The following is a 20,090-nucleotide window of genomic DNA, read 5'->3' on the forward strand; positions in this document are numbered from 1 at the left end:
AGGTCGTAGCGGAGCAGTAGCATCGATTCGGGCATTTGTTTCCTTGGTACAGAAAGAATGGACCCAGTCGAGAAAATCAGGGCTTGTAAAATAAAGAGAGAAGCTCCCAAGCCAAGAGAGGGGAAACAGAATGAAAGTCGACTATCATGTTCATTTAGAGGAAGGGCCGTACTCGCTGCGCTGGTGGAATCGGACGGCAGATGCACTGCTTGCCTTTCGCCATACTGGTTACGAACGTCACACGCGTGAATGGATGGAGCAAATTTCAGAGTGGATGGCAAGCCGCATCCAGCAGGGAGCGTTCCACTCGCAATGGCTCGACCTCTACCGCATGCGTGCCAAGCAGCAGGGCTTGAAACAAGTCGGGATTGTCGATCACCTGTATCGCTTTCGAGAGTTCAAACCGTATTTTGAACAGCACATTCTAGTCGGCGATGATGAGCTGGGGAAGCTCCAGAGAACGTGGCTGGATCAAGTATGCACGAATTCGATCGATGAGTTCGTGTCGTTCATCGAGTCACAAAAGCCTGCGTGGGAAGCGGACGGCATACAGCTGCACCTCGGGATGGAGGCTGACTATTTTGACGGAGGTGAAGACGTACTTGCGCCCATGGTTGCTGCTTATCCTTGGGATTATGTCATTGGCTCCATTCACTTTGCCGATGGCTGGGGATTTGATAATCCGGATACCCAGGAACGCTTTGAGCAGCAAGACCTTCTGGGTCTGTACGAGAGGACCTTTCACGTGATCGAAAAAGCGATCAGAAGCAAACTGTTTGAGATCGTCGCCCATTTAGACAATTTGAAAGCCTTTGGCTATCGTCCCAAAGAGGAACAGCTTTTCCCGCTTTATCAGCGAATCGCCCGTGCCCTGCAAGAGAGCGGCGTCGCAACAGAGATCAATACGGGCCTCTATTATCGCTATCCAGTCAAGGAGATGTGCCCGAGCTACAGCTTCTTGCAAATCCTGCATGAGCATGGGGTGCCTATCACGACTTCCTCCGACTCTCATTTTCCGGATCACATTGGGAGCTATCTGGCAGGGGCACGGCAACAGCTTCGCAAAGCTGGCTACAACCAGATCGCGACGTTTGAAAAACGAGTCCGTAAGCTGGTTGCTTTGGAGGATATGGAGTAATGAGCAAAGGCATTCCTGCTATGGTAGGGGTGCCTTTATGTATTTGCATTCGTCAGGAAGTCTGGTTGCTCGCTGCAGAGAGAATAGCGTAAGATTAGGAGAATATTGGAGCGATTGGGAAAGGGGAGATGAGAGATGAAAGTGCCTTATTTCAGTCAATTCGAGTCTCGCGAGCGGGTTCTGGATTTGATATCTGGAAAAATGAATGCTGAGGATGACCCGCTGTGGCAGCTGTCAGGGGCAGCAGATCCACAAGAGTATGCGCGCTGGAGCTCTCATATTTGTGGAATGGCTTGCTTGAAAATGCTGCTCGCACATGAGCAGGGCCGTGTCATTCCCACGCTTGCGCTGATGCGTCCGTGCAGAGAGTACGGTGGCTATGTAGTCGAAGAGGATGGTTCTATCAAAGGATTGATCTATCGGCCGTTTGTGACCTATATCAACGAGCAGTTCGGGCTTTTGGCCGAAGTAAAGGAACAAACGCCGATCGAAGAAATCTACGATCTGCTCGATCAGGGCTATGTGTACATCGCTTCTGTTCATCCTGCCATTCGCACACCCGAGGTAACGCCGCCAAGACTTGGAGGTCATCTTGTGTACGTGTTCGGCAAAAACAGCGAGAGGCGGGAGCTCATTTTTCACAATCCATCCGGGCATACGGCGGCTACCCAGGAAAACGTCCATCTGGGCCTCGACGACTTTTCTCGTTTTTATGCGAAGCGTGGGGTATTGATCGCATTGTCGGATCGCAAGTAAAGCTGCGAAAGACGTGGAATCTAGCAAAGTACTAACTTTCGTTAGATGCGCTTCGCTGAATCATTTTGCTAAGGTAGAGAAGGAACTCGAATAAGCTGCATGGGAGGGGACAACCCAGGTATGTATGAATCGCTTCTTTTCTCGCTGCAATCTTATTTGCTGACTTTTGTGATGACGCCTTTTGGACTGGTTTTTATTCCACAGGGGATGAGCACGCTCTTCCAGCATACGTCCTTAGCGCTGATTTTTTACGGCTATTTGCTGATCAATCCACTTTTTTATCGATTTTTCCTCAACTGGCTGAAAAAACGAGAGCTTCGACAGCAAGCGACGTCTGCCATTCACCGGAAGCATTGGATAGTGGCGGGGGGCTGGGCGCTGTTCTCCCATTTTTGGCTGTTTCAGATTCTCCATGCCTATTTGCACAGCGGCAGAGAGGGAGAGGTGGCGTTGACCCCTTCGATGGAGCTGGTAGGGCTTTCTGCCATCGCCTTGTTTGTCGGGGCGGGGAGTACAGCGTTTTTATCCTACAAGTACACGGTGCTAGGAAAAGAAGGCCGCTACGACAGTTTGTCTTCTCTCTTTCGGAAATAGCTGTTCTTCACTACTTCAGCTTGAAAATGATCAGACCTGCGATCATGATGCCTATACCCATGACCTTGTTTAGATTCATAGGTACCTTTTCCACGCCAAAAAGGCCGAGGGAATCGATGATCAGCGCGACGAGAAGCTGCGAGATAAGCAGGATGGATACGGAGTACGCAGGACCGATTGAAGTAATCCCTTTCATCACAGCAAATACAATCAAAGCTCCGAACACGCCTCCGAGCAAATAAACCTTGTTGACCTCCCCGATTTTTTGCCACTCTCCGTCACGGACAAACAGGAAGATCGAAAAGGATACGAGAAAGCCTAAGCCATGTACGATGGCATTTGTCTGCCACAGTCCCAGCTTCTCGCTTGCTTGCGCGTTAAACACACTTTGCAAGCAAATGAATACGCCAGCCAGTAAAGAATACAAAATGCCCTGCAAGAACATGACCTCCTGAGCGTGCTATTCGTAGATACGGTTTTCCACCGGATACAAAAGATTCAGGCTCGTAGAGTTGGAAGAGGTGTACAGCTTATGACTTATTTTTTGCAGGATAAACTGGAGAAAGGGAGGATGATTCAAATAGCGCTCCTGCAAAGTCTTGTAGCTGATCGCGACCAGCAAGCTGGGGTAAACGAATTCCACCGTGTTGCGGACCTCGCAGGGGGTAAAGAATTCGATATCGCCAATGATGGCAAGCGGATTATTGAACCGCAGCAGCAACGATCGGCCATCGGGTGAGGTCGTATATATCTTGATTTTTTGTGCAAGAAGGGTACCTTGTTTTTTCTTCGACAAAGCAGAGAGAAATGTGGTTAATCATTCCAGATGCACAGGCGTAGCAGGAATAATAGAAGGATTCAGAGAAATAAAAGAGTCGGATAGAGATGAACGAAGAGGAGTGGCGAAATTGACTTTACAACCAAAAGAGACCGTAATCGGATTTGTCGGAACTGGCGTAATGGGTAAAAGCATGGCATCTCATTTCTTGAAAGCAGGCTACCAGGTTGTCGTGTACACGAGAACGAAGGCGAAGGCAGAAGACCTGCTGGAGCAAGGGGCAGTGTGGAAAGAACATGTTTCACAAGTCGCAGAGGCTTCTGATGTAATCATTACGATGGTAGGATACCCGAGCGATGTAGAAGAAGTGTATCTCGGTGCAGAGGGAATCGTTACTCATGCAAAGCCGGGGTCTTTTTTAATTGATATGACGACCTCCAAGCCATCCTTGGCGGTGAAAATTTACGAGGAAGCGAAAAAGCGCGATCTGCATTCGCTGGATGCACCCGTGTCCGGCGGAGACATCGGTGCTCGTGAAGCGCGTCTGACGATCATGGTAGGCGGCGATCAGGAAGCGTTTGACGCTGTAGAGCCGCTGCTGAAGGTCATGGGGACAAATGTCGTTCTCCAAGGAGGACCGGGTGCCGGTCAGCATACGAAAATGTGCAATCAAATTGCAATTGCCACCAACATGATCGGTGTGTGCGAAGCAATCTCCTATGCGAAAAAGGCAGGACTCAACCCGACACGCGTGCTCGAAAGCATCGCTGCTGGTGCCGCAGGAAGCTGGTCCCTCAGCAATCTGGCACCGCGCATGATCGCAGGGAACTTCGAACCGGGCTTTTACATCAAGCATTTTATCAAAGACATGGGGATCGCCCTGGAGGCAGCGAAGGAGATGGGCCTCCTGACGCCAGGTTTGGAGCTGTCCAAATCGCTGTACGATGAGCTGGCGGCAAACGGCATGGAGGACAACGGTACGCAAGCCCTGATTAAGTGGTTTGAGAAATAAGTAAGGCAGTATCGATATAGCATTAAGGAAAAGCCACTGCTGACGGTGATGGAAAACGGCCGTTCTGCTGTGGCTTTTTCTCAACGTATAGGAATTAATAAGCGTTATGCTTATTAATTCCGGAGCGCATGACGATGTGGGAGATCGTTTGGAAGCAGGCTTGGGGAAATTGAAACCTTTTCCACCTTCCTTCGTCTGATTAATAGCAAGAAGAGATGAGGGAGAGGGGACGACTGGATGAATAGAAAGATATTCACGGCCTGTACGGCCTTCCTGCTCGGTGCAAGCGTCGCGTGGCTTCCCACTGCGCAGGCAGCAAGCTTTTCCGAGGTGCAGCCGTATATCACCGACTATCAAATTGGTTTTACCGATGGGACGAAGCTCGTAACATCTCCTGTCTATGATGGATACAGCCGATATTCCAGCTACACAACTGTCACAAAGGCCGGAAAATACGGTCTTCTCGATAACAAGACTGGAAAAGAAATGACCCCAGCCATCTGGGACAGCATCGAGTTGATTCCCTCAGGAAAGATCGCCATCGTTCAAAAGGGCGGATGGTTTCAATACCTGGACCTGACCACAGGAAAACTCTCAGCCACAAAATACGCTGGAGGACATGCGTACTATTTGTCAGATGAGCATGACACTGTTGTTGCGATGATTGGTCAGACATCCACGCTGCTGGATTCGTCAGGAAAAGTGCTGATCCCGCCTTTTGCAGGCAAGCTATCGATGGTACAGCTAATGGACCCGACAATGGAGAGCGACCAGTCAGCTGAGCCGGTTCGGTACTTCCTGGGAAGTACAACTAATCAAATCACCCTGTATGATCCGGTTACATTTGCGCCAACATTTACGCTGAAAAATGCGTCGCTGATCCCCAATGAGGGTGGTCCGAAAACGGCGTATCTGAAAGTCCAATCAGGGGGCAAGGAGGGGCTGGTGGATGTCGAAGGGAAATACGCGCTGGAACCGAACTACAAAGCCTTGTATTTCCTGAATAACGGGTTTGTGCGAATAGAAGGGCCAGATGGTGTGGGGCTGTGGAAAGGCGGAAAAATGCTGGTCGAGCCGCAATACGCCGACGTTGGCACTGAGTTTAACCAACCAGATGTTTACACTACCATGACAAAAGACAGCATCACCTACCATTCCCTGTCCAAAGGAACGGCGCAAACCTTTAAAAAGGGAGCAGAAATACTGGCCAACCACCACGTGCTGGGACAGGATCCGAAAACGGGGCTCTACGGCATTGCCGAGATCGGAGGAAAAACGATCGTGCCCTATACCTATCCACGGGTAGAAGGGCCGCCGGCAGCTCGATTGCTGATTCGTGCGGATGGCAAAAAAGGGCTCATTCCCGGGTGGGAGCAGCCGATGGCAGAGCCTACCGTCTGGTTTGATTCCGTTACCACGATCGGCGGTACGTACAGTATGCTGAGCATACAAGACGGTAAGCGCATCGGCCTTTATTCCGAGAGTAAAGGGTGGATCTTTGAACCGCAGGAGAGTACGGTGATCCACTACGATCAAAAATCCAATCGGGTGATCGTTGAAAACACGGCGGATGGTACGACGGCGGCATACGGATTCGATGGCCGAATCATCAATGACACAGAGCCAAGAAAGGAAGCGCTGACGGATTATGTGACGACCGCTGGCAGCACCGAAAAAGGGTTCGTTCTCGTAGATATAAAGACCCAGCAGCCAATCAGCAAGGCATATCGCTCCCTTTATTTTGAGGGTGGAGAGATGAAGCTGATCGTCGCGATGGACGAAAAAGTGGCTGATTTGTACACGCCGCAGGGAGAGCTGCTGACAAAGGACATTCAAATTCCTTTGCAGCAAGGACAGATGGATCAGTCACCTGTTGTATTTACGAAAATGGACAATAACCTTTATTCAGCGGGCGCAAAAGCGGGTTCCGCTTATGTGGCATTGGTTCGGATCGCAGACGGTCAGCTGCAGCCGGTAAGCGATTTCGATTATGTAGGCGTTTCAGCGAGATTCACGGCTGAAAACAGTCTTATGCTGCTTCAACGACCGGATGGTACCTATGACGTGTGGACCAATAAAAATGGGCAAATAGCGCGAACGCTTGACAAAGTAAGTGCGATCGAAACGTCAACCGGATTGGATAACGTATTTGTACAGCGAGGAACTGACTGGGACGTTTATTCCCCGGAAGGTCAACGCTTGACCAGCAAAAGCTATCATGCACTGAAGTACCTGACTGCGGGAGAAGACAAATTAGGTGCGATCGTTTACCAGGATCAACAGACAGGATTGTATGGACTGTTGAAAGTCGATGGTACGATTCTGACAGAGGCCAAATTTGAGTCGATCGCTTTAATGAAGGACGTGTTTCCGGGGCTATGGAATGAGGCAGGAGTGGCGCCGACCTACGTGTACACCACAAACAAGCAGTTCGGTTATCTCGATCGGGAGGGACAGGAGCTGTTCCAGACAGCCTTCCTCACGAAAAAGCCGGCGATAACCTATCGACCGATGTCGCTGCAGAGCTTTCCTTCTTACGCGAGCCAGATGCGGCAAAATCCGCTGGAGCTGCTTTCTTTTGACAAACCGTACAGCTGGCCAGCAGATGTGCCAAGCGAGCAAAAATTCTTCGGGAATCTGGCATTGTACCTTGGGCTGCCAAAAGAAGCAGGGAAGCAAGAGGTGCTGACAGAGCTGGTGGGGAAAGGAATCATCCCAGCAAACCCGGATCGGGTGGCATTAAACGATGAAGATATGTTTGCTCTCTCCTATTTCATGGAGACTGGGCAGGTAAGCAAAATGACAGCTGCCCAACTGTGGGAATGGGCCGGCAAGCGCGGTTTGGTGGTGGAGCGAGGCAAAATGAGCTACTACCAGACGATGGACCTGTACAGAGAGTATCATGAGATGTTCTTTCGGGAGCTGCTGCGTACCACGGCAGGGAAACAGGCTGCCAAGGCAAAGAGCCTATCGGCGGCAACGCTCACTGCAGCACAGCAACAAATGCTCACCCCGATGATTCTCGTCAACGGGAAAGCATGGGAAGAGCTCGCGCTGCCTTTGCCACAGGCGGAGAGGGCAAATGTGTCAAGCACCTTGATCGACCAATACAACAAACAGGCTGCTCAGCTTCTGGCTGCCTACCTCAAGCAAAATCCATAACAACAGCCCACTTCTTTGAAGCGGGATTTAGCAGTTGTAGGAGGAACCGTCCATTCTTTAACTCTCGGATAGCGAAAGGAAAGCTTGCCTTTCCGCGAGTTGAGACGTAAGCAATCATCCAGTCAAATTCACAAGGCTGCTTGGAGCATCTCCAGCAGCCTTTTTGTGTTTGGTAAGCAAACGAGCAGAATCGTTTCAGACGAATAAGCGTTACTCTCGATAATAAGAAAGCACCCAGCATACTCCGTTTCGGTCGGAAACGATAGCCAACAGCCCATTGAACGGAGCTTCATATACTTCTGTATGCACAGTGCCATCGGTCGCAAATTCCCCGTAGATCTTTCGGAACTCTTCCTCTGTCTCTATTCGTAAAAAGACTCTCACGTAATCGCCTTTTCCTATCGGCTTTGCTGCTTGAGTATCGGCAAACTTTAGGGTAGCTCCCTCAACATGCAGGTCTGCATTTAGCACCACATCCCCTTGCTTGCGCAAAATCACAATCTCGCCGCCAAAAACGCTCTGATAGTACTTGATCTCCTCACTGCAGTTGTCCACGACAATGAACGGATTCACGATCATCCCTTACGCCTCCTCTTTGTCAGTCAGATTGTGAAGCACGGTTTTCAGCATGCCTATCAACAAATCATACTCGTCGTCGGTAATACCTTGACGGGTTTTGTTCTTGACGCGTCCTAGCGCTTCTTGTACTTCCGGCACCACCTCATGACCTGAATCTGTCAAAAAGAGCAGCTGATAGCGGTTGTCATTCGGATCGGCCTCCCTGCGTACGTATCCTTCTGCTTCCAGCTATTTTTCGGTAAAAATATCCACCATCTGATTCTTCCCGATATGGAAGGCTGTCCGTCCCAAACTGCTCTCCTGTGGGACACGCTCGAATGGGCAGGCTTGCACATTACGATGCTGAAGGATTCATCGGAGCCAATCTCCCATTATTTTTCTCCTCCTGCAGGTGTTGCTGGTCAGACGCCAGAGGCAGCACAGACTGCCATGCGCTTTGCTTTTTTTCACTGGGGGCTTCATCCTTGGGCCATTTATGCTGTCATCGCTCTCTGTCTAGCTTACTTTCAATTTCGAAAGGGTTCCAAGGGGCTCATCTCTTCCACATTTTATCCTTTGCTCGGTGACCGGGTGAATGGCCCCATCGGCAAAGGCATTGATGTGCTCGCCATAATTGCCACCGCCTTTGGTGTCGCTACCTCGCTGGGATTGGGGACCCTACAAATTAATGGAGGTCTTGCCCATCTCTTTGGGCTCCCTTCCAACCCTACCGTTCAGATCATCATTATCGCAGTCATCACTGTGCTCTATCTTTTATCCTCTACATCTGGACTGGATAAAGGAATCAAATTTCTTAGCAATACCAATCTAGTTTTGGCTCTCGGCCTCTTGCTTCTCACCCTTTTCATGGGACCGACCGCCTTTTTGTTCGACACCTTTACGACTACTCTTGGCAGCTATTTAAATAATCTAATCTCGATGAGCTTGCGCCTCACTCCTTTCACGCAAGGAACCTGGGTGGCAAACTGGACGCTGTTTTACTGGGCGTGGTGGATTTCCTGGGCACCTTTCGTCGGCACTTTTATTGCACGTGTATCCAAAGGAAGAATCATCAAAGAGTTCGTCATTTGCGTCATGCTCGTCCCCAGCCTGCTCAGTTTTATCTGGTTCTCCGTATTTGGAGGAACTGCGCTCCACCTCGAAATGTTTGACCAAGCTCCGATCGGTTCTGCCGTTCATCAGGACATTTCCACTGCCTTGTTCTTGGCCTTGGAGCAGCTCCCGCTCGGGCAAATCCTGAGCTTTGTCGCCCTCTTTTTGATTACCGTGTTCTTTATCACTTCTGCCGATTCTGCCACATTTGTGCTTGGCATGCTGTCATCGGAAGGGAATCTACACCCGACCAATCGCGTTAAGATCACTTGGGGCATTCTCCAGTCAGCTACAGCCGTAGTATTGCTTCTGAGCGGCGGTTTGGAAGGACTTCAGACGGCTTCGATCGTCGCTGCACTGCCTTTTGCTGTAATCATGGTACTGATGTGTTACTCGCTGCTGAAGGCATTAGGAGAAGAGGCTCGCCACGAACGAAAAAGGCGGAAGGAGCAGCAGAAAAAGTTGGAGAGACTTTTGAAAGAGGTGTAGAGGCATTAGGCTAGAGGACTGCCATTCAGGGAGTCCTCTTTTTTAGCTGTATGTTTGAAATTTTCCGGAAACACGATCCTAAAATCCATAATCAGTCAAAAGGCACAACACCACTTTTCCGGTGGGCTGTGCCTTTTCTTGTTTTACAACGCAGGCCAGTATTTTGCCATGATGACATAAAAGAGAACAGCCAGTACAGCCGTTGCAAGCAGAGCGATAATAAGTCCGAGCAGGGAAAACTGATCCAGCTTGTACGCGACCAGAAAAAAGACCGTAAATGCGAGATAGGCAATCAGGGTCGTTAATTCCAGCTGTGTCATATCAATCACCTCTTATATGGTGGGCTTCAAAAAGTATAAAGACTTTTGACTGTGTTTGGCAAGGGGGTGATCCGAATACAGGAGATAGAAAACAGTCCCACTCCGTGTGGAAGTGGGACGTGGTTTCCTATCGTTATGGTCACATCAGGTCTCCCAAGGTCTGGATGTTCCCAGGAGATCGGCCAAATGTTTACTGCGCGTGCGGCGCTGCTTGCGGGCATCTGCCCGTTCCGGAGCGCTTTCATGCAGGAAGATTTCTTCCTTTGTCTCAGGGATGACTTTCGGAACTGTCGTCGGCTTTCCATCTGCTCCTAAAGCGACGAATGTCAAAAAGGAAGTCGCACAAACATTTCGTTCGCCTGTGAGCAAATCCTCTGCCACGATTTTCACGAAGATCTCCATTGACGTCTTGTGCGTCCACGTGACGAAAGCTTCCAGCGAAACCTCGTGGTCGATCGGGATAGGCTGCAAAAAGTCAACGGAATCAGTCGAGGCTGTCACTACAGGGCCACGTGCAAGCTTCATGGCAGAGAGTGAGGCAACGTCGTCGATATAGGACATTAGCTTGCCACCGAAAAGAGTGTTGTGGTTGTTCGTGTCAGGGGGAAGGACATGGCTCGCCTTAAAGGTGCGTGTCTCCCGGACAAAGCGTTCTACTGTCATGCAGAGGACTCCCTTTCGAAAGCTTATTTAGAATGGGGGGAATGGCTATATTGTTTCACAACCCTATGCGCGAAGCAAGCCAGAAGCTCCCTTCTATGGTAGCATAAGGAAATAGCATGAAAGGCAGAAAGGATGCGAGATTTATGGAAGAAATCCGCTACAGAGAGCTTTCGCCAGCAGAGCTGGACGCTTCTCTGCTGCGATCCTTTAACCGCTATCAGGAGACGAAACGCGTCTGGTATATCGAAGGCGGGGAGTGGAAGCAAAAAGACGATCATTTTGTGGATCACTGGGACGACGACAAGAAGCAGCTGGTTTTGCAGGATCTGCAGCGATGTGTGCGCGAGGGCGGCGTTGTCGTGGGTGCTTTCGCTACCGATACGCTGGTTGGCTTTGCCAATATCGAGGGAGAACTGTTTGGCAGTCAGGGTGAATACGTAGAACTTCCTTATATCCACGTAAGCAACGAGCAAAGGGGCAAGCGCATCGGAGGGACGTTGTTTGCCCTGTGCTGTGAAAAAGCAAAAACTCTCGGAGCCAAAAAGCTGTACATAGCGGCACATCCATCTATCGAGACCCAGCATTTTTATCGTTCGGCAGGCTGCGTGCTTGCTGCTGAAATCAATCAGCGAATCTATGAAAGGGAGCCGCTGGATATTCAGCTGGAGCGGATGCTGTAAATAGGAAAAGGAGGTTCTCTCGGGGCAGTAGCTGCTGGAGACGTGATGGGCTCCCTGCTTGCTCGTTTTGCTTCGTCTGATTCAGGGGATCGGGATCGGCGGAGAATGGGGAGGGGCTTTGCTCTTAGCTGTGGAGTATTCTCCGGAAAGCAAGCGAGGCTTTGGCGGCAGTATTCCGAAGATGGGATCAGCTGGTAGAATCGGCGCCTTTTTATATTTTCGCGACATTCGTCCTCTCCTATGCAACAGGGCAGCTCCATATGGAACGAGGGGCGGTTTTGAACGCAGTCACACTCGGGACATTGTCCTCCGCTTTTGTCATTCCTGTCACCGGGATGCTGGCAGACAAAATCGGCAGAAAGAGAATTTTTATCATGGGCACATCTGGAATGATGCTCTTCGTTTCCCGTATTTTCAGCTGCTCTCCTATCAATCAGTCTATACTCTGACGCTGGCTACCGTTTTGGGAATGGGGCTATGGAGCGTAATCACGGCGGTCATGGGGACGCTTGTTTCGGATATGTTTGGCGCTAGGGTGAGGTATACAGGCATTTCGGTAGGCTATCAAGTAGGGGCTGCGCTTGCAGGGGAAATGGCGCCTTTAATCGCGACTACGCTTATCCATTCCTTTAACGGCTCTTGGGTGCCAGTCGGTCTGTTCATCATTGTCATTGGTGCCATTTCGCTGGTATCTGCTTTGTTCGTCCCAAATTCAGTTCCGCCGGTCTTTTCAACAAACGAGCGCATATAATGTCTCTATCGCTAAAAGAAGGTGCTTGGGATGGAATATTTGAATGTCATTTACGAGCAGCATGTCTTTATGAATCTGGAGATGTATATCCGTGTTGTCGTCAGTGCTTTACTCGGCATGTTCATCGGGTGGGATCGCTCGCATCGAAACAAGCCAGCTGGTCTGAAAACGTATATGTACGTTTCTGTCGCCTGCACGCTGATTACGCTGGTCTCCATTTATAGTGCAAAAATGTACAGTACCCCGAACAGCGGAACGATGATGGATCCGATGCGATTGGCAGCGCAAATCGTGACCGGGCTGGGCTTTTTGGGAGCAGGCGTGATCTTGAAGGATGGCTTGCAGGTAAAGGGCTTGACCTCGGCTGCGATGATCTTTTTCGCCGGGGGCATCGGCATTGGAATTGGAGCCGGGTTTTATGGAATTGTCATTTTCTCTGTTATTATTTCCTTTGTCTTGGCAAGGCTGAGCCAACGCTTTGAAGATGTCCAGCACAAGCGAGGGGAAAGCAGCGAGAAAACAAATAGCGTCAAGCAGCAAGGCGTGGGTTGAATGAGGAGAATACAGGAGGGCCCGGATCTAGGCAGGTGATCGATTCGGGTCTTTTTTGTGCGAGATCAGGAGTTTGATCGTGCCACTCATGTCTAGCTGTAACTATCTGTATGATCCTTCCGCTAGGGTTCCTTCCGTATGATCCGTAAGTATCGATCCATCTGACAGTATACTATTCTCGACTAATCCCCCTCTGCACTTTAACAAAATCTTAAGATTCCTTCTTACAGCCAACAACTAGGTTAATACTTCGCCCTTACAATCAAAAGGAAACAAAATAGTTGGGATGCAGATCTCCATATTTCCTTGGGTGACCTGACGCATGAGGGCCACCCGGAAGAGCTCGAATTCGTAATTGACTCGATCGAAAGCAGCGGACGCCCCTTTATCCACGTGCTCGGCAACCACGACACGCTATCTCTTCCTAAAACCGAAATCTCGACCATAACCGGGCAGCAGCGATACCACGCTATCGATATGGAAGAAGTCATGCTCCTTTTTATCGATACGACCAAAGAAATGAATGAGGATGACTGGGGGGGAGAGATGGATGAGGAGCAGCTGCAATGGCTGCAATCTCAGCTCGAAACATCCGGGGACAAACCGGTCTTTATTTTCGCCCATCATCCGGTATATGCGACGACAGCACGTTCTACCAATGAGAAAGGATCCATTCATCCGGACATTAATATAAAGGAAGTTTTGAAGAAGAAGGAAGGATACGGCTTCTATTTCTGCGGGCATAACCACGTGAATTTAATTGTTCAGCAGGACGGCTGGCACTACATACAAACCGCTGCATGCCTGGACATTCCAGCTTTCCGGGTAGTTGATCTTTCTGAGGGGAAAGTGAAAATCAGTCACATTCCTATTGATGACAGTAGCCTTGCGGATCATATCGCAACGTTTCACAAGGGAATGCCAGGCTTCGAGCCTACCGAGAAACTGCATGGAGAAGAGACGGATCGGAGTTTGGTGGTAGACGTTCTGCAGTCGGTTTAAGAATGAGTCTTGGGATCTGTGCTCGCGGTCTTCTTTAGACAGAAAAAAAGAAGGGGTTATCCCTCAGCCATTTTTATGGCTCTTGGGACAGCCCCTTTTTCGTTAGCAACGCTATCTACTTCTACCGATTATCGACTTTCTCCGGGTACATATCATGGTTCATCAAGCGATGCATCGCCATTTCCTCATACTTGGTCCCTGGCTTGCCGTAGTTGCAATACGGATCGATGGAAATGCCGCCGCGCGGGGTGAATTTGCCCCACACTTCGATGTAGCGCGGATCCATGAGCTTGATCAGGTCGTTCATGATGATATTGACACAGTCCTCGTGGAAGTCTCCGTGATTGCGGAACGAGAACAAGTACAGCTTGAGCGCCTTGCTCTCGACCATTTTGATGTCGGGAATGTAGCTGATGTAGATCGTCGCAAAGTCAGGCTGACCGGTGATCGGGCACAGGCTGGTGAACTCCGGGCAGTTGAATTTCACGAAGTAATCGCGGTACGGATGCTTGTTGTCAAAGGACTCCAGTACACTTGGGTCATAGGTTTGCGGGTAAGTCGTGCCTTGGTTGCCTAAGAGCGTCAAGGAAGTAAGATCGCGTTCCTGCTGGTTTGCCATATAAGATTGTCTCCTCGTTTCATTAAGGTTTTTCAGTGTCGTTCTATTTACACGCCGCGTTTGTTCCCCCACACCAGAGCGTGGAGCTGCGGCAATACTTTCACATCATTTAAATCAGGGGCAGCCATCGCCATATTGATCAGCCATTCAAACGTTTCCAGCAGCTTGGTGCGCAGCTCCTCGGTATTCGCTTCGACGAGGTCGGCATTGCCTGGCTGCAAGTAAAATGGAATGCTGGGATAGCGTCTGTGGATGCCGCGCGCGTATTCGAAGTCTGCCTCGTCGAAAATGACGACTTTCAGACTGACTCCGCTGTGTTTGGCGCAAAGCAGATTTGCCACAATCTGATCCAGCACATCAAAGTCTGTTTTCATCCCGGAGCTCGGCGGCTTCGGCGAAAGAGTGACATCGTCAATCTGAGCCAGCCAGTCCTGCCATTTGCTGCCCTGCGTCTCGACTGCAGAGCGAATGCCACGTGACTGTAACAGCTCTACCAATCCATCGATGCTCGCAAGCAATGCCGGGTTTCCGCCGGAGATGGTTACGTGCGAAAAACAGTCCCCGCCAAGACGGTAGAGCTCTTCCCAGATTTCCTCAGCCGTCATCTGTTTAATCTCATCCTTGGCAGAGCCATCCCAGGTAAAAGCAGAGTCACACCAGCTGCAGCGGTAATCGCAGCCGGCCGTACGCACGAACATCGTTTTTTGTCCGATGACCATGCCCTCTCCTTGAATGGTGGGTCCGAAGATTTCCAGCACGGGGATCCGACTCATTCGTACATCCACTCCCGTCTGGCTTCGGCGTAACTGGTGGGCGTCTCAAACAGGCGAACGAACTCCACACGCGCTCCATTGTAACGGTCACGGTAAGCTTCTGAGGCAAGCTGCTGTTCCATCTGCTCGAAAATCCAGACAACCATGTTTTCTGCTGTGGTATTCATCGGTGGGAGCATTTCATTCAAATAGCGGTGATCCAGATAAATCTCGATGTGCTCTTTCCAGATTTGCTTGATGTCACCGAAGTCGATGACCAATCCGATTTCGTCCGGATAGCCACTAATGCCAAAGACGACCTGATACGTGTGTCCGTGCAGATTTTTGCATTTTCCTTCGTAGGCGTGCAGATGGTGAGCGGCGTCAAAGGTAAATTCCTTGCTGACCAAGACGCGTTTGTTGTGATAGCGCAGCTGGGATTTTTCGATGTGTGTGCCAAGCTGCTGCATGCGGTCGACGATGCGGAAGTCAAAGTTCCCGCTCATCAGGAATGCGCTCCTTGCTGGTTTTTCTCGGAAAGATACGTGGTAAGTCCGGCTTTTCGCAGATGGCAGGCAGGGCATTTGCCGCAGCCGTCCCCTTTGATGCCGTTGTAGCAGGTGAGGGTTTTCTCGCGGATATAGGTGAAGGCACCCAGATCGTCCGCCAGCTTCCATGTTTCCGCTTTGTTCAACCACATAAGTGGGGTGTGGATGACAAATGGATAGTCCATCGCCAGGTTCAGTGTCACATTCAGCGATTTGACGAACGAATCGCTGCAGTCGGGATAGCCGCTAAAGTCCGTTTCGCATACGCCGGTGACGAGATGACGCGCGCCTCGCTGTTTGGCGAATACACCTGCAAAAGATAAAAACAGCAGGTTGCGACCGTCGACGAACGTAGAAGGAAGCTGACCTTCTTCTTGGGTGATGTCAATGTCGGTGCGGGTGAGGGCATTGGGTGCCAGCTGATTAAGCAGGCTCATATCCAATACCGTGTTGCTCACGCCGAGCTCGCGGGCGATTTGCTGGGCACATTCGATTTCCAGCTTGTGCCGCTGCCCGTAGTCAAACGTGATAGTTTCTACTTCGCCAAATTGCTGCTTCGCCCAGAACAGGCAAGTCGTGCTGTCCTGTCCTCCGCTGAATACAACGATGGCTTTTTCCTTTTTCATCGCTCTCCATCTCCTTTTCCGTAGTGGGAAGAAAGAGAGTTCTTGAACCAGACTCATAAAAAAACAAAACAATACCAAAGAAAGGTACTGTGTACACATTAGTTTTTTATAGAGGGAGTTCGCGAACCTCTCCCATGCTGTCCGCATGGATTTCGTATGTGATTGGGCACAGCCGGGCTGCACCCAAGGATAGTATACAACAGAATGCTTCCTTTATGGACTGTTGTAATTTTGCAATTCTTCATTGACGCTTGGGTAGACGCCTGCTAGTATGGCGTTGCAAAGTCGTAGTGATCCTGCTATGGAGAGGTTGACGAGGATGAAATTCAGTACATTAGTAGAAGAATTTCGCGGAGGTGTGTTGGAGAATATTCATGCAGGGATTGTATGCGGGGTAAACGATCGCGGTGAAGTGATCTATTCATCTGGGGACGACATGCATGTAGCCTTTTTGCGCTCTGCTGCCAAACCCTTTCAGGCGATTCCCGTCGCCAGAGAGAAAATCGATGAAAAGTTCGGATTAACGAGCAGAGAAGCGGCTTTGTTCACGGCGTCTCATCGCGGCGAAGTCTACCACATGGAAGCATTGGAATCGGTGCTGGCCAAGACCGGGATCAGGGAAGAGGAGCTTCTTACCAATCCCACCTACCCTTTAAATGAAGAACCGAAATTCGCTTGTTTGACGCAGGGTGTGTCCAAGCGCAGACTGTTTCACAATTGCTCAGGTAAGCATCTGGGCTTTCTGGCTTTGTCCAAAGAACGCGGTTATTCCACGCATGACTACTATGAGATGGATCATCCGGCTCAGCAGGAGGCACTCACGGCGTTTGCCGAGCTGGCGGAATATCCAAGAGAGCAGATCCAGCTAGGCGTTGACGGATGTGGGTTCCCGGTGTTTGCCTTGCCGCTCAAGCATTTGGCGATCTCCTACCTGAAGCTCGCTTGCCCGGATTTGATCGAAGACGAGGAGATGCGGGCAGCCGTGGTCAAGATTACGGGCTGGATGACGGAAAACCCAGATATCATTGCCAGCCACAACTTCACCTGCACGGCTCTTCTGGAAGACCCGAATATCATCGCCAAAGGCGGCGCCATGGGTGTTTACGGTTTTGCCTTGAAAAAGGAAAGAATCAGCTTTTCACTGAAGGTCATCGATGGGTCCGAGCAGGTGTGGCCGCTCATCATTGCCTCGATTCTGACGCAGATCAACTACGAGAACCAGGAAACGATTCAACGGCTGCACGACCTCGTTCCAACGGAAATTAAAAACGATAACCAGCTGGTCGTCGGTGAAAAACGGGCCGTATTTACGCTTGAGCGGCGATAAATTGCGCAACCATTCGATAAACTTGCACAAACCCCTCCCACCATATACAATGACCACATTATGGCAATAAAGCGGAGGAATGGAAACATGATCGTGGAAGTAATTGCGACTTCAGTGGAGGATGCCAAGCGGGCAGAGCTAGGTGGAGCAGACCGGCTGGAGCTGATTACAGGCATTTTGGAAGGTGGTTTGACTCCCAGCTGGGGCTTGATCGAAGCCGTGGTAAAAGCCGTATCCATTCCGGTTAATGTCATGGTACGTCCACATGCTCAGTCGTTTTGCTACACGCAGGATGAATGCTATGTCATGCGGGAGGACGTGCGCGTGATCCGAGAGATCGGAGCGGCTGGGATTGTGATTGGGATGCTGACCGATGATCGAAAGCTGGATGTGCGCGGGTTGGAAATGCTTCTGCCTGAGGCGGACGGACTGGATGTGACCTTTCACCGTGCTTTCGATGAGGCGACAGACCAGCTGGCAGCAGCCAAGATTTTGCTCAGATACCCGCAGGTGCGTCACATCCTGACTTCTGGTGGACAAAAGAATGCGATCGAGGGTGCCGAATGCATCGCAAACCTTGTCCAACTGACCGAGCATACCCAGCTGTCTATTTTGGCGGGAAGTGGGTTGACTCTGCAAAATGCGAAGGGGCTTGCGGAAAAAACCGGTGTGAGTGAGATTCACGTCGGTACAGGCGTCCGTGAAGAGGGCCAGGCTCTCCGCTACGTGGATGCGGGGAAAGTACGGACGTTAAAAAACAGCTTCCTTGGTTAGCCGGGAGAAGAATAAGGGAAATGAAAGCCGACGTCACTCAAGTGGACGTTTCGGCTTTTTTTGTTGTTTTTAGAAAATTCCCTTTTGTTTGACACGGAAGATTTGGAATGATAGGATGATTATGAAATGAAACGAAACTATTCGAAACAAAACGAAACGAGATAATGAAATGGAACAGGTGTCTGTCGAGATTTCATCACGAGGAGGAGCTTTATCATGTTGGCGACAGAAAGACACAGCAAGATACTGGAGAATGTGAACAAGGAAAAAACGGTAACTGTCGCGAAGCTGAGCAAGCTTTTGGATGTATCTGAGGTCACCATTCGCAAAGATCTGATCAAGCTGGAGCAGGAAGGGCTGCTGTCGAGAGTGCATGGTGGTGCGTCTATTACAAGCTTTTTGCCTCTGGAGCGAAGCTTTACGGAAAAGCAGGCAGAACGCACGGAGGAAAAGGCGCAGATCGCTCGCCAGGCTCTGTCACATGTGCAGCCAGGTGACACGCTGATACTCGGAGCGGGATCGACGACGATGGAATTCGCCAAGCTGCTCGGGCAGATCGCGGAGCTGACGATCGTGACCAATGCAGTCAATATTGCCATGGAGCTGAACAGCCAGGGAGTCCATCAGGTCATTTTGATCGGGGGAGAGATGCGGGCGAAATCATTTGCTCTCGTCGGGGCTGTCGCAGAGGACAATTTGAAAAAGCTGTCCGTTTACAAATGCTTCATCGGAGCAGACGGCATACATGAGCGCGATGGATTTTCCACGCTGTCACTGGCTGAGAGCAATGTGAACCGGGTCATGATGTCGCGCGCTCGCAAGGTGTATGTGCTGGCGGATCATACGAAATTCGGGGAAACCCATTTCAGCAGCTTTGCCGATCTGTCTGATGTGGACCGGATCATTACCGATCGGCTGTACCCGCAGACGCACGCCTCGTTTCAAGAGCTGGGGGTCAAGATTGAAGTAGCACAAGCCTAAGAGACTAGGAGTGATCCAGACATGTCATTGGTATCATCGACGGAAATGCTGAGGCGAGCCAGGAAGGAAGCGTACTGCATCGGTGCGTTCAACGTGCACACGATGGAAATGCTGCAGGCGGTAGTGGAAGCAGCGGAGGAAGCCCAATCTCCGCTGATTCTGCAGACGACGGTAGGGACGGTCAAGCATCTGGGGCCGGAGTATGTGGCAGCGATTGCGAAGGTTGCCGCAAAATCCGTTCAAGTCCCGATCGCCCTGCATCTGGATCACTGCCACGACTACGAGCTGATCGAGCGCTGCATCCAAGCAGGCTATACGTCGGTGATGATTGACGCTTCCATGCAACCGTTTTCGCAAAACGTGGAGCAGACAAAACGGGTCGTCGAGCTGGCCCATCGCTGCGGGGTGAACGTTGAAGCAGAGCTGGGGAAAGTGGGGGGAGTCGAGGACGAGCTGGTCGTTGAGGAAGAAGATGCTGTTTTGGCTGACCCCAAAGAGTGCGAAGAATTCGCTGCCTTGACAGGTGTCGACACGCTGGCTCCTGCGATCGGCACGGCTCACGGAATGTACAAAGGGGAGCCCAAAATAGCGTTCTCCCGTCTGGAGCAAATTGCGGAGAGAGTGGGTGTGCCATTGGTGCTCCACGGAGGATCGGGTATTCCGGAAGAACAGGTGAAGCGGGCTGTTGCACTCGGGATGGCAAAAATGAATGTAGCTACGGAGCTCCGTATCGCTTTTTCCGATGCGATCAAGCAGGTCTTCGGGGAAAACCCGCAGGAAAATGATCCGCGGACGTATATGAAGCGGGCGAAGCAAGCGGTAAAAGCGATTGCGCAGGCAAAAATGGCTATGTGCGGCTGCGTCGGCAAAGCCGCTGGGCAATAAACGAAAACAA

24 protein-coding genes and 1 riboswitch are annotated in these 20,090 nt (G+C 50.6%); of the genes, 15 read left to right on the forward strand and 9 right to left on the reverse strand.

All coding sequences use genetic code 11. From position 1 onward, the window contains the following. Nucleotides 1-130 precede the first annotated feature (130 nt). From EDM55_RS16820 to EDM55_RS16830, 3 genes are all read left to right on the forward strand, one after another. Nucleotides 131-1,138, forward strand: a complete 1,008-nt coding sequence (locus EDM55_RS16820) for a histidinol phosphate phosphatase domain-containing protein (protein ID WP_122960842.1) — start codon at nt 131-133, stop codon at nt 1,136-1,138. 135 nt (nt 1,139-1,273) lie between these two features. Next, nucleotides 1,274-1,894: a cysteine peptidase family C39 domain-containing protein gene (locus tag EDM55_RS16825; RefSeq protein ID WP_122960843.1), complete on the forward strand. Its 621-nt coding sequence runs from the start codon at nt 1,274-1,276 to the stop codon at nt 1,892-1,894. A gap of 120 nt (nt 1,895-2,014) precedes the next feature. Continuing rightward, complete coding sequence (locus EDM55_RS16830; RefSeq protein ID WP_092275753.1) at nt 2,015-2,488, forward strand: hypothetical protein; 474 nt, start codon at nt 2,015-2,017, stop codon at nt 2,486-2,488. 10 nt (nt 2,489-2,498) lie between these two features. Here the strand turns inward: EDM55_RS16830 and EDM55_RS16835 are convergent, their stop codons facing one another. Further along, nucleotides 2,499-2,927 (reverse strand): DMT family transporter, encoded by a 429-nt coding sequence (locus EDM55_RS16835; RefSeq protein ID WP_122960844.1) that lies wholly within the window; start codon nt 2,925-2,927, stop codon nt 2,499-2,501. Between the two features lie 132 nt (nt 2,928-3,059). Between EDM55_RS16835 and EDM55_RS30330 the strand changes: the two genes are divergently transcribed. From EDM55_RS30330 to EDM55_RS16850, 3 genes are all read left to right on the forward strand, one after another. Then, the gene (locus EDM55_RS30330; protein WP_174769291.1) at nt 3,060-3,227 is read left to right on the forward strand and encodes a hypothetical protein; all 168 of its coding nucleotides are present in this window, start codon (nt 3,060-3,062) and stop codon (nt 3,225-3,227) included. Then, complete coding sequence (locus tag EDM55_RS16845) at nt 3,178-4,278, forward strand: NAD(P)-dependent oxidoreductase (protein ID WP_259676090.1); 1,101 nt, start codon at nt 3,178-3,180, stop codon at nt 4,276-4,278. The genes EDM55_RS30330 and EDM55_RS16845 overlap by 50 nt, the downstream gene beginning before the upstream one ends. A 237-nt stretch (nt 4,279-4,515) precedes the next feature. Further along, nucleotides 4,516-7,440 (forward strand): WG repeat-containing protein, encoded by a 2,925-nt coding sequence (locus EDM55_RS16850; RefSeq protein WP_122960846.1) that lies wholly within the window; start codon nt 4,516-4,518, stop codon nt 7,438-7,440. A gap of 210 nt (nt 7,441-7,650) precedes the next feature. Here EDM55_RS16850 and EDM55_RS16855 read toward each other — a convergent pair whose 3' ends face one another. Together EDM55_RS16855 and EDM55_RS31045 are read right to left on the reverse strand one after the other, a co-directional pair. Beyond that, entirely contained in the window at nt 7,651-8,019 is a 369-nt protein-coding gene (locus EDM55_RS16855) for a VOC family protein (RefSeq protein ID WP_092275744.1), read from the reverse strand. 3 nt (nt 8,020-8,022) lie between these two features. Beyond that, nucleotides 8,023-8,157 carry a hypothetical protein gene (locus EDM55_RS31045; protein ID WP_258957909.1) on the reverse strand — a complete coding sequence of 45 codons (135 nt, stop codon included), beginning with the start codon at nt 8,155-8,157 and terminating at the stop codon, nt 8,023-8,025. A 201-nt stretch (nt 8,158-8,358) separates the two neighbouring features. Between EDM55_RS31045 and EDM55_RS16865 the strand changes: the two genes are divergently transcribed. Further along, on the forward strand, nt 8,359-9,600 hold the full coding sequence (locus EDM55_RS16865; protein WP_373863309.1) for a BCCT family transporter: 1,242 nt from the start codon (nt 8,359-8,361) through the stop codon (nt 9,598-9,600). 143 nt (nt 9,601-9,743) lie between these two features. On the opposite strand, the gene EDM55_RS16870 is transcribed toward EDM55_RS16865, so the two are convergent. After that, the gene (locus tag EDM55_RS16870; protein ID WP_246070938.1) at nt 9,744-9,920 is read right to left on the reverse strand and encodes a hypothetical protein; all 177 of its coding nucleotides are present in this window, start codon (nt 9,918-9,920) and stop codon (nt 9,744-9,746) included. 144 nt (nt 9,921-10,064) lie between these two features. After that, complete coding sequence (locus EDM55_RS16875) at nt 10,065-10,583, reverse strand: acyl-CoA thioesterase (RefSeq protein WP_092275738.1); 519 nt, start codon at nt 10,581-10,583, stop codon at nt 10,065-10,067. A 143-nt stretch (nt 10,584-10,726) separates the two neighbouring features. Here EDM55_RS16875 and EDM55_RS16880 point away from each other — a divergent pair, with 143 nt between their 5' ends. The 4 genes from EDM55_RS16880 (at nt 10,727) to EDM55_RS16895 (ending at nt 13,568) form a co-directional block, all read left to right on the forward strand. Beyond that, entirely contained in the window at nt 10,727-11,263 is a 537-nt protein-coding gene (locus EDM55_RS16880) for a GNAT family N-acetyltransferase (protein WP_092275959.1), read from the forward strand. A gap of 58 nt (nt 11,264-11,321) precedes the next feature. Next, nucleotides 11,322-12,014 carry a hypothetical protein gene (locus EDM55_RS16885; protein ID WP_092275735.1) on the forward strand — a complete coding sequence of 231 codons (693 nt, stop codon included), beginning with the start codon at nt 11,322-11,324 and terminating at the stop codon, nt 12,012-12,014. Between the two features lie 30 nt (nt 12,015-12,044). Continuing rightward, nucleotides 12,045-12,566, forward strand: coding sequence for an MgtC/SapB family protein (locus EDM55_RS16890; protein ID WP_174769290.1), 522 nt, complete (start codon nt 12,045-12,047; stop codon nt 12,564-12,566). A gap of 261 nt (nt 12,567-12,827) precedes the next feature. Further along, nucleotides 12,828-13,568, forward strand: a complete 741-nt coding sequence (locus EDM55_RS16895; RefSeq protein WP_122960848.1) for a metallophosphoesterase family protein — start codon at nt 12,828-12,830, stop codon at nt 13,566-13,568. Between the two features lie 121 nt (nt 13,569-13,689). On the opposite strand, the gene queF is transcribed toward EDM55_RS16895, so the two are convergent. From queF to queC, 4 genes are read right to left on the reverse strand one after another with little or no spacing between them, the layout of a single operon-like run. Continuing rightward, nucleotides 13,690-14,187, reverse strand: a complete 498-nt coding sequence (gene queF, locus EDM55_RS16900; RefSeq protein WP_122960849.1) for a preQ(1) synthase — start codon at nt 14,185-14,187, stop codon at nt 13,690-13,692. Nucleotides 14,188-14,234: 47 nt separating this feature from the next. Further along, the gene (gene queE / locus EDM55_RS16905; RefSeq protein WP_122960850.1) at nt 14,235-14,960 is read right to left on the reverse strand and encodes a 7-carboxy-7-deazaguanine synthase QueE; all 726 of its coding nucleotides are present in this window, start codon (nt 14,958-14,960) and stop codon (nt 14,235-14,237) included. Continuing rightward, on the reverse strand, nt 14,957-15,445 hold the full coding sequence (gene queD, locus EDM55_RS16910; RefSeq protein ID WP_122960851.1) for a 6-carboxytetrahydropterin synthase QueD: 489 nt from the start codon (nt 15,443-15,445) through the stop codon (nt 14,957-14,959). Before queD ends, queE begins: the two co-directional genes overlap by 4 nt. Further along, the gene (gene queC, locus EDM55_RS16915) at nt 15,445-16,113 is read right to left on the reverse strand and encodes a 7-cyano-7-deazaguanine synthase QueC (RefSeq protein WP_122960852.1); all 669 of its coding nucleotides are present in this window, start codon (nt 16,111-16,113) and stop codon (nt 15,445-15,447) included. The genes queD and queC overlap by 1 nt, the downstream gene beginning before the upstream one ends. Nucleotides 16,114-16,211: 98 nt before the next feature. Next, nucleotides 16,212-16,249, reverse strand: a riboswitch (PreQ1 riboswitch). Nucleotides 16,250-16,432: 183 nt separating this feature from the next. Between queC and EDM55_RS16920 the strand changes: the two genes are divergently transcribed. The 4 genes from EDM55_RS16920 to fba all read left to right on the forward strand — a co-directional run bounded on the left by EDM55_RS16920 (nt 16,433) and on the right by fba (nt 20,080). Continuing rightward, complete coding sequence (locus EDM55_RS16920) at nt 16,433-17,440, forward strand: asparaginase (RefSeq protein ID WP_122960853.1); 1,008 nt, start codon at nt 16,433-16,435, stop codon at nt 17,438-17,440. A gap of 87 nt (nt 17,441-17,527) precedes the next feature. Next, the gene (locus EDM55_RS16925) at nt 17,528-18,214 is read left to right on the forward strand and encodes a copper homeostasis protein CutC (RefSeq protein ID WP_122960854.1); all 687 of its coding nucleotides are present in this window, start codon (nt 17,528-17,530) and stop codon (nt 18,212-18,214) included. A gap of 216 nt (nt 18,215-18,430) precedes the next feature. After that, a complete protein-coding gene (locus tag EDM55_RS16930) occupies nt 18,431-19,195 on the forward strand; it encodes a DeoR/GlpR family DNA-binding transcription regulator (protein WP_122960855.1) in 765 nt (254 codons plus the stop codon). 21 nt (nt 19,196-19,216) lie between these two features. Next, entirely contained in the window at nt 19,217-20,080 is an 864-nt protein-coding gene (fba, locus tag EDM55_RS16935) for a class II fructose-1,6-bisphosphate aldolase (RefSeq protein ID WP_122960856.1), read from the forward strand. Nucleotides 20,081-20,090 lie beyond the last annotated feature (10 nt).

The organism is Brevibacillus centrosporus (assembly GCF_003710815.1).
Lineage (GTDB): Bacteria > Bacillota > Bacilli > Brevibacillales > Brevibacillaceae > Brevibacillus > Brevibacillus centrosporus.

Excerpts from the sequence above, each read along its gene's own strand:
- EDM55_RS16820 (WP_122960842.1), top strand. The coding sequence starts at position 131 with ATGAAAGTCGACTATCATGTTCATTTAGAGGAAGGGCCGTACTCGCTG.
- EDM55_RS16825 (WP_122960843.1), top strand. The coding sequence starts at position 1,274 with ATGAAAGTGCCTTATTTCAGTCAATTCGAGTCTCGCGAGCGGGTTCTG.
- EDM55_RS16830 (WP_092275753.1), top strand. The coding sequence starts at position 2,015 with ATGTATGAATCGCTTCTTTTCTCGCTGCAATCTTATTTGCTGACTTTT.
- EDM55_RS30330 (WP_174769291.1), top strand. The coding sequence starts at position 3,060 with ATGATTCAAATAGCGCTCCTGCAAAGTCTTGTAGCTGATCGCGACCAG.
- EDM55_RS16845 (WP_259676090.1), top strand. The coding sequence starts at position 3,178 with ATGGCAAGCGGATTATTGAACCGCAGCAGCAACGATCGGCCATCGGGT.
- EDM55_RS16850 (WP_122960846.1), top strand. The coding sequence starts at position 4,516 with ATGAATAGAAAGATATTCACGGCCTGTACGGCCTTCCTGCTCGGTGCA.
- EDM55_RS16855 (WP_092275744.1), bottom strand. The coding sequence starts at position 8,019 with ATGATCGTGAATCCGTTCATTGTCGTGGACAACTGCAGTGAGGAGATC.
- EDM55_RS16865 (WP_373863309.1), top strand. The coding sequence starts at position 8,359 with ATGCTGAAGGATTCATCGGAGCCAATCTCCCATTATTTTTCTCCTCCT.
- EDM55_RS16870 (WP_246070938.1), bottom strand. The coding sequence starts at position 9,920 with ATGACACAGCTGGAATTAACGACCCTGATTGCCTATCTCGCATTTACG.
- EDM55_RS16875 (WP_092275738.1), bottom strand. The coding sequence starts at position 10,583 with ATGACAGTAGAACGCTTTGTCCGGGAGACACGCACCTTTAAGGCGAGC.
- EDM55_RS16880 (WP_092275959.1), top strand. The coding sequence starts at position 10,727 with ATGGAAGAAATCCGCTACAGAGAGCTTTCGCCAGCAGAGCTGGACGCT.
- EDM55_RS16890 (WP_174769290.1), top strand. The coding sequence starts at position 12,045 with ATGGAATATTTGAATGTCATTTACGAGCAGCATGTCTTTATGAATCTG.
- queF (WP_122960849.1), bottom strand. The coding sequence starts at position 14,187 with ATGGCAAACCAGCAGGAACGCGATCTTACTTCCTTGACGCTCTTAGGC.
- queE (WP_122960850.1), bottom strand. The coding sequence starts at position 14,960 with ATGAGTCGGATCCCCGTGCTGGAAATCTTCGGACCCACCATTCAAGGA.
- queD (WP_122960851.1), bottom strand. The coding sequence starts at position 15,445 with ATGAGCGGGAACTTTGACTTCCGCATCGTCGACCGCATGCAGCAGCTT.
- queC (WP_122960852.1), bottom strand. The coding sequence starts at position 16,113 with ATGAAAAAGGAAAAAGCCATCGTTGTATTCAGCGGAGGACAGGACAGC.
- EDM55_RS16920 (WP_122960853.1), top strand. The coding sequence starts at position 16,433 with ATGAAATTCAGTACATTAGTAGAAGAATTTCGCGGAGGTGTGTTGGAG.
- EDM55_RS16925 (WP_122960854.1), top strand. The coding sequence starts at position 17,528 with ATGATCGTGGAAGTAATTGCGACTTCAGTGGAGGATGCCAAGCGGGCA.
- EDM55_RS16930 (WP_122960855.1), top strand. The coding sequence starts at position 18,431 with ATGTTGGCGACAGAAAGACACAGCAAGATACTGGAGAATGTGAACAAG.
- fba (WP_122960856.1), top strand. The coding sequence starts at position 19,217 with ATGTCATTGGTATCATCGACGGAAATGCTGAGGCGAGCCAGGAAGGAA.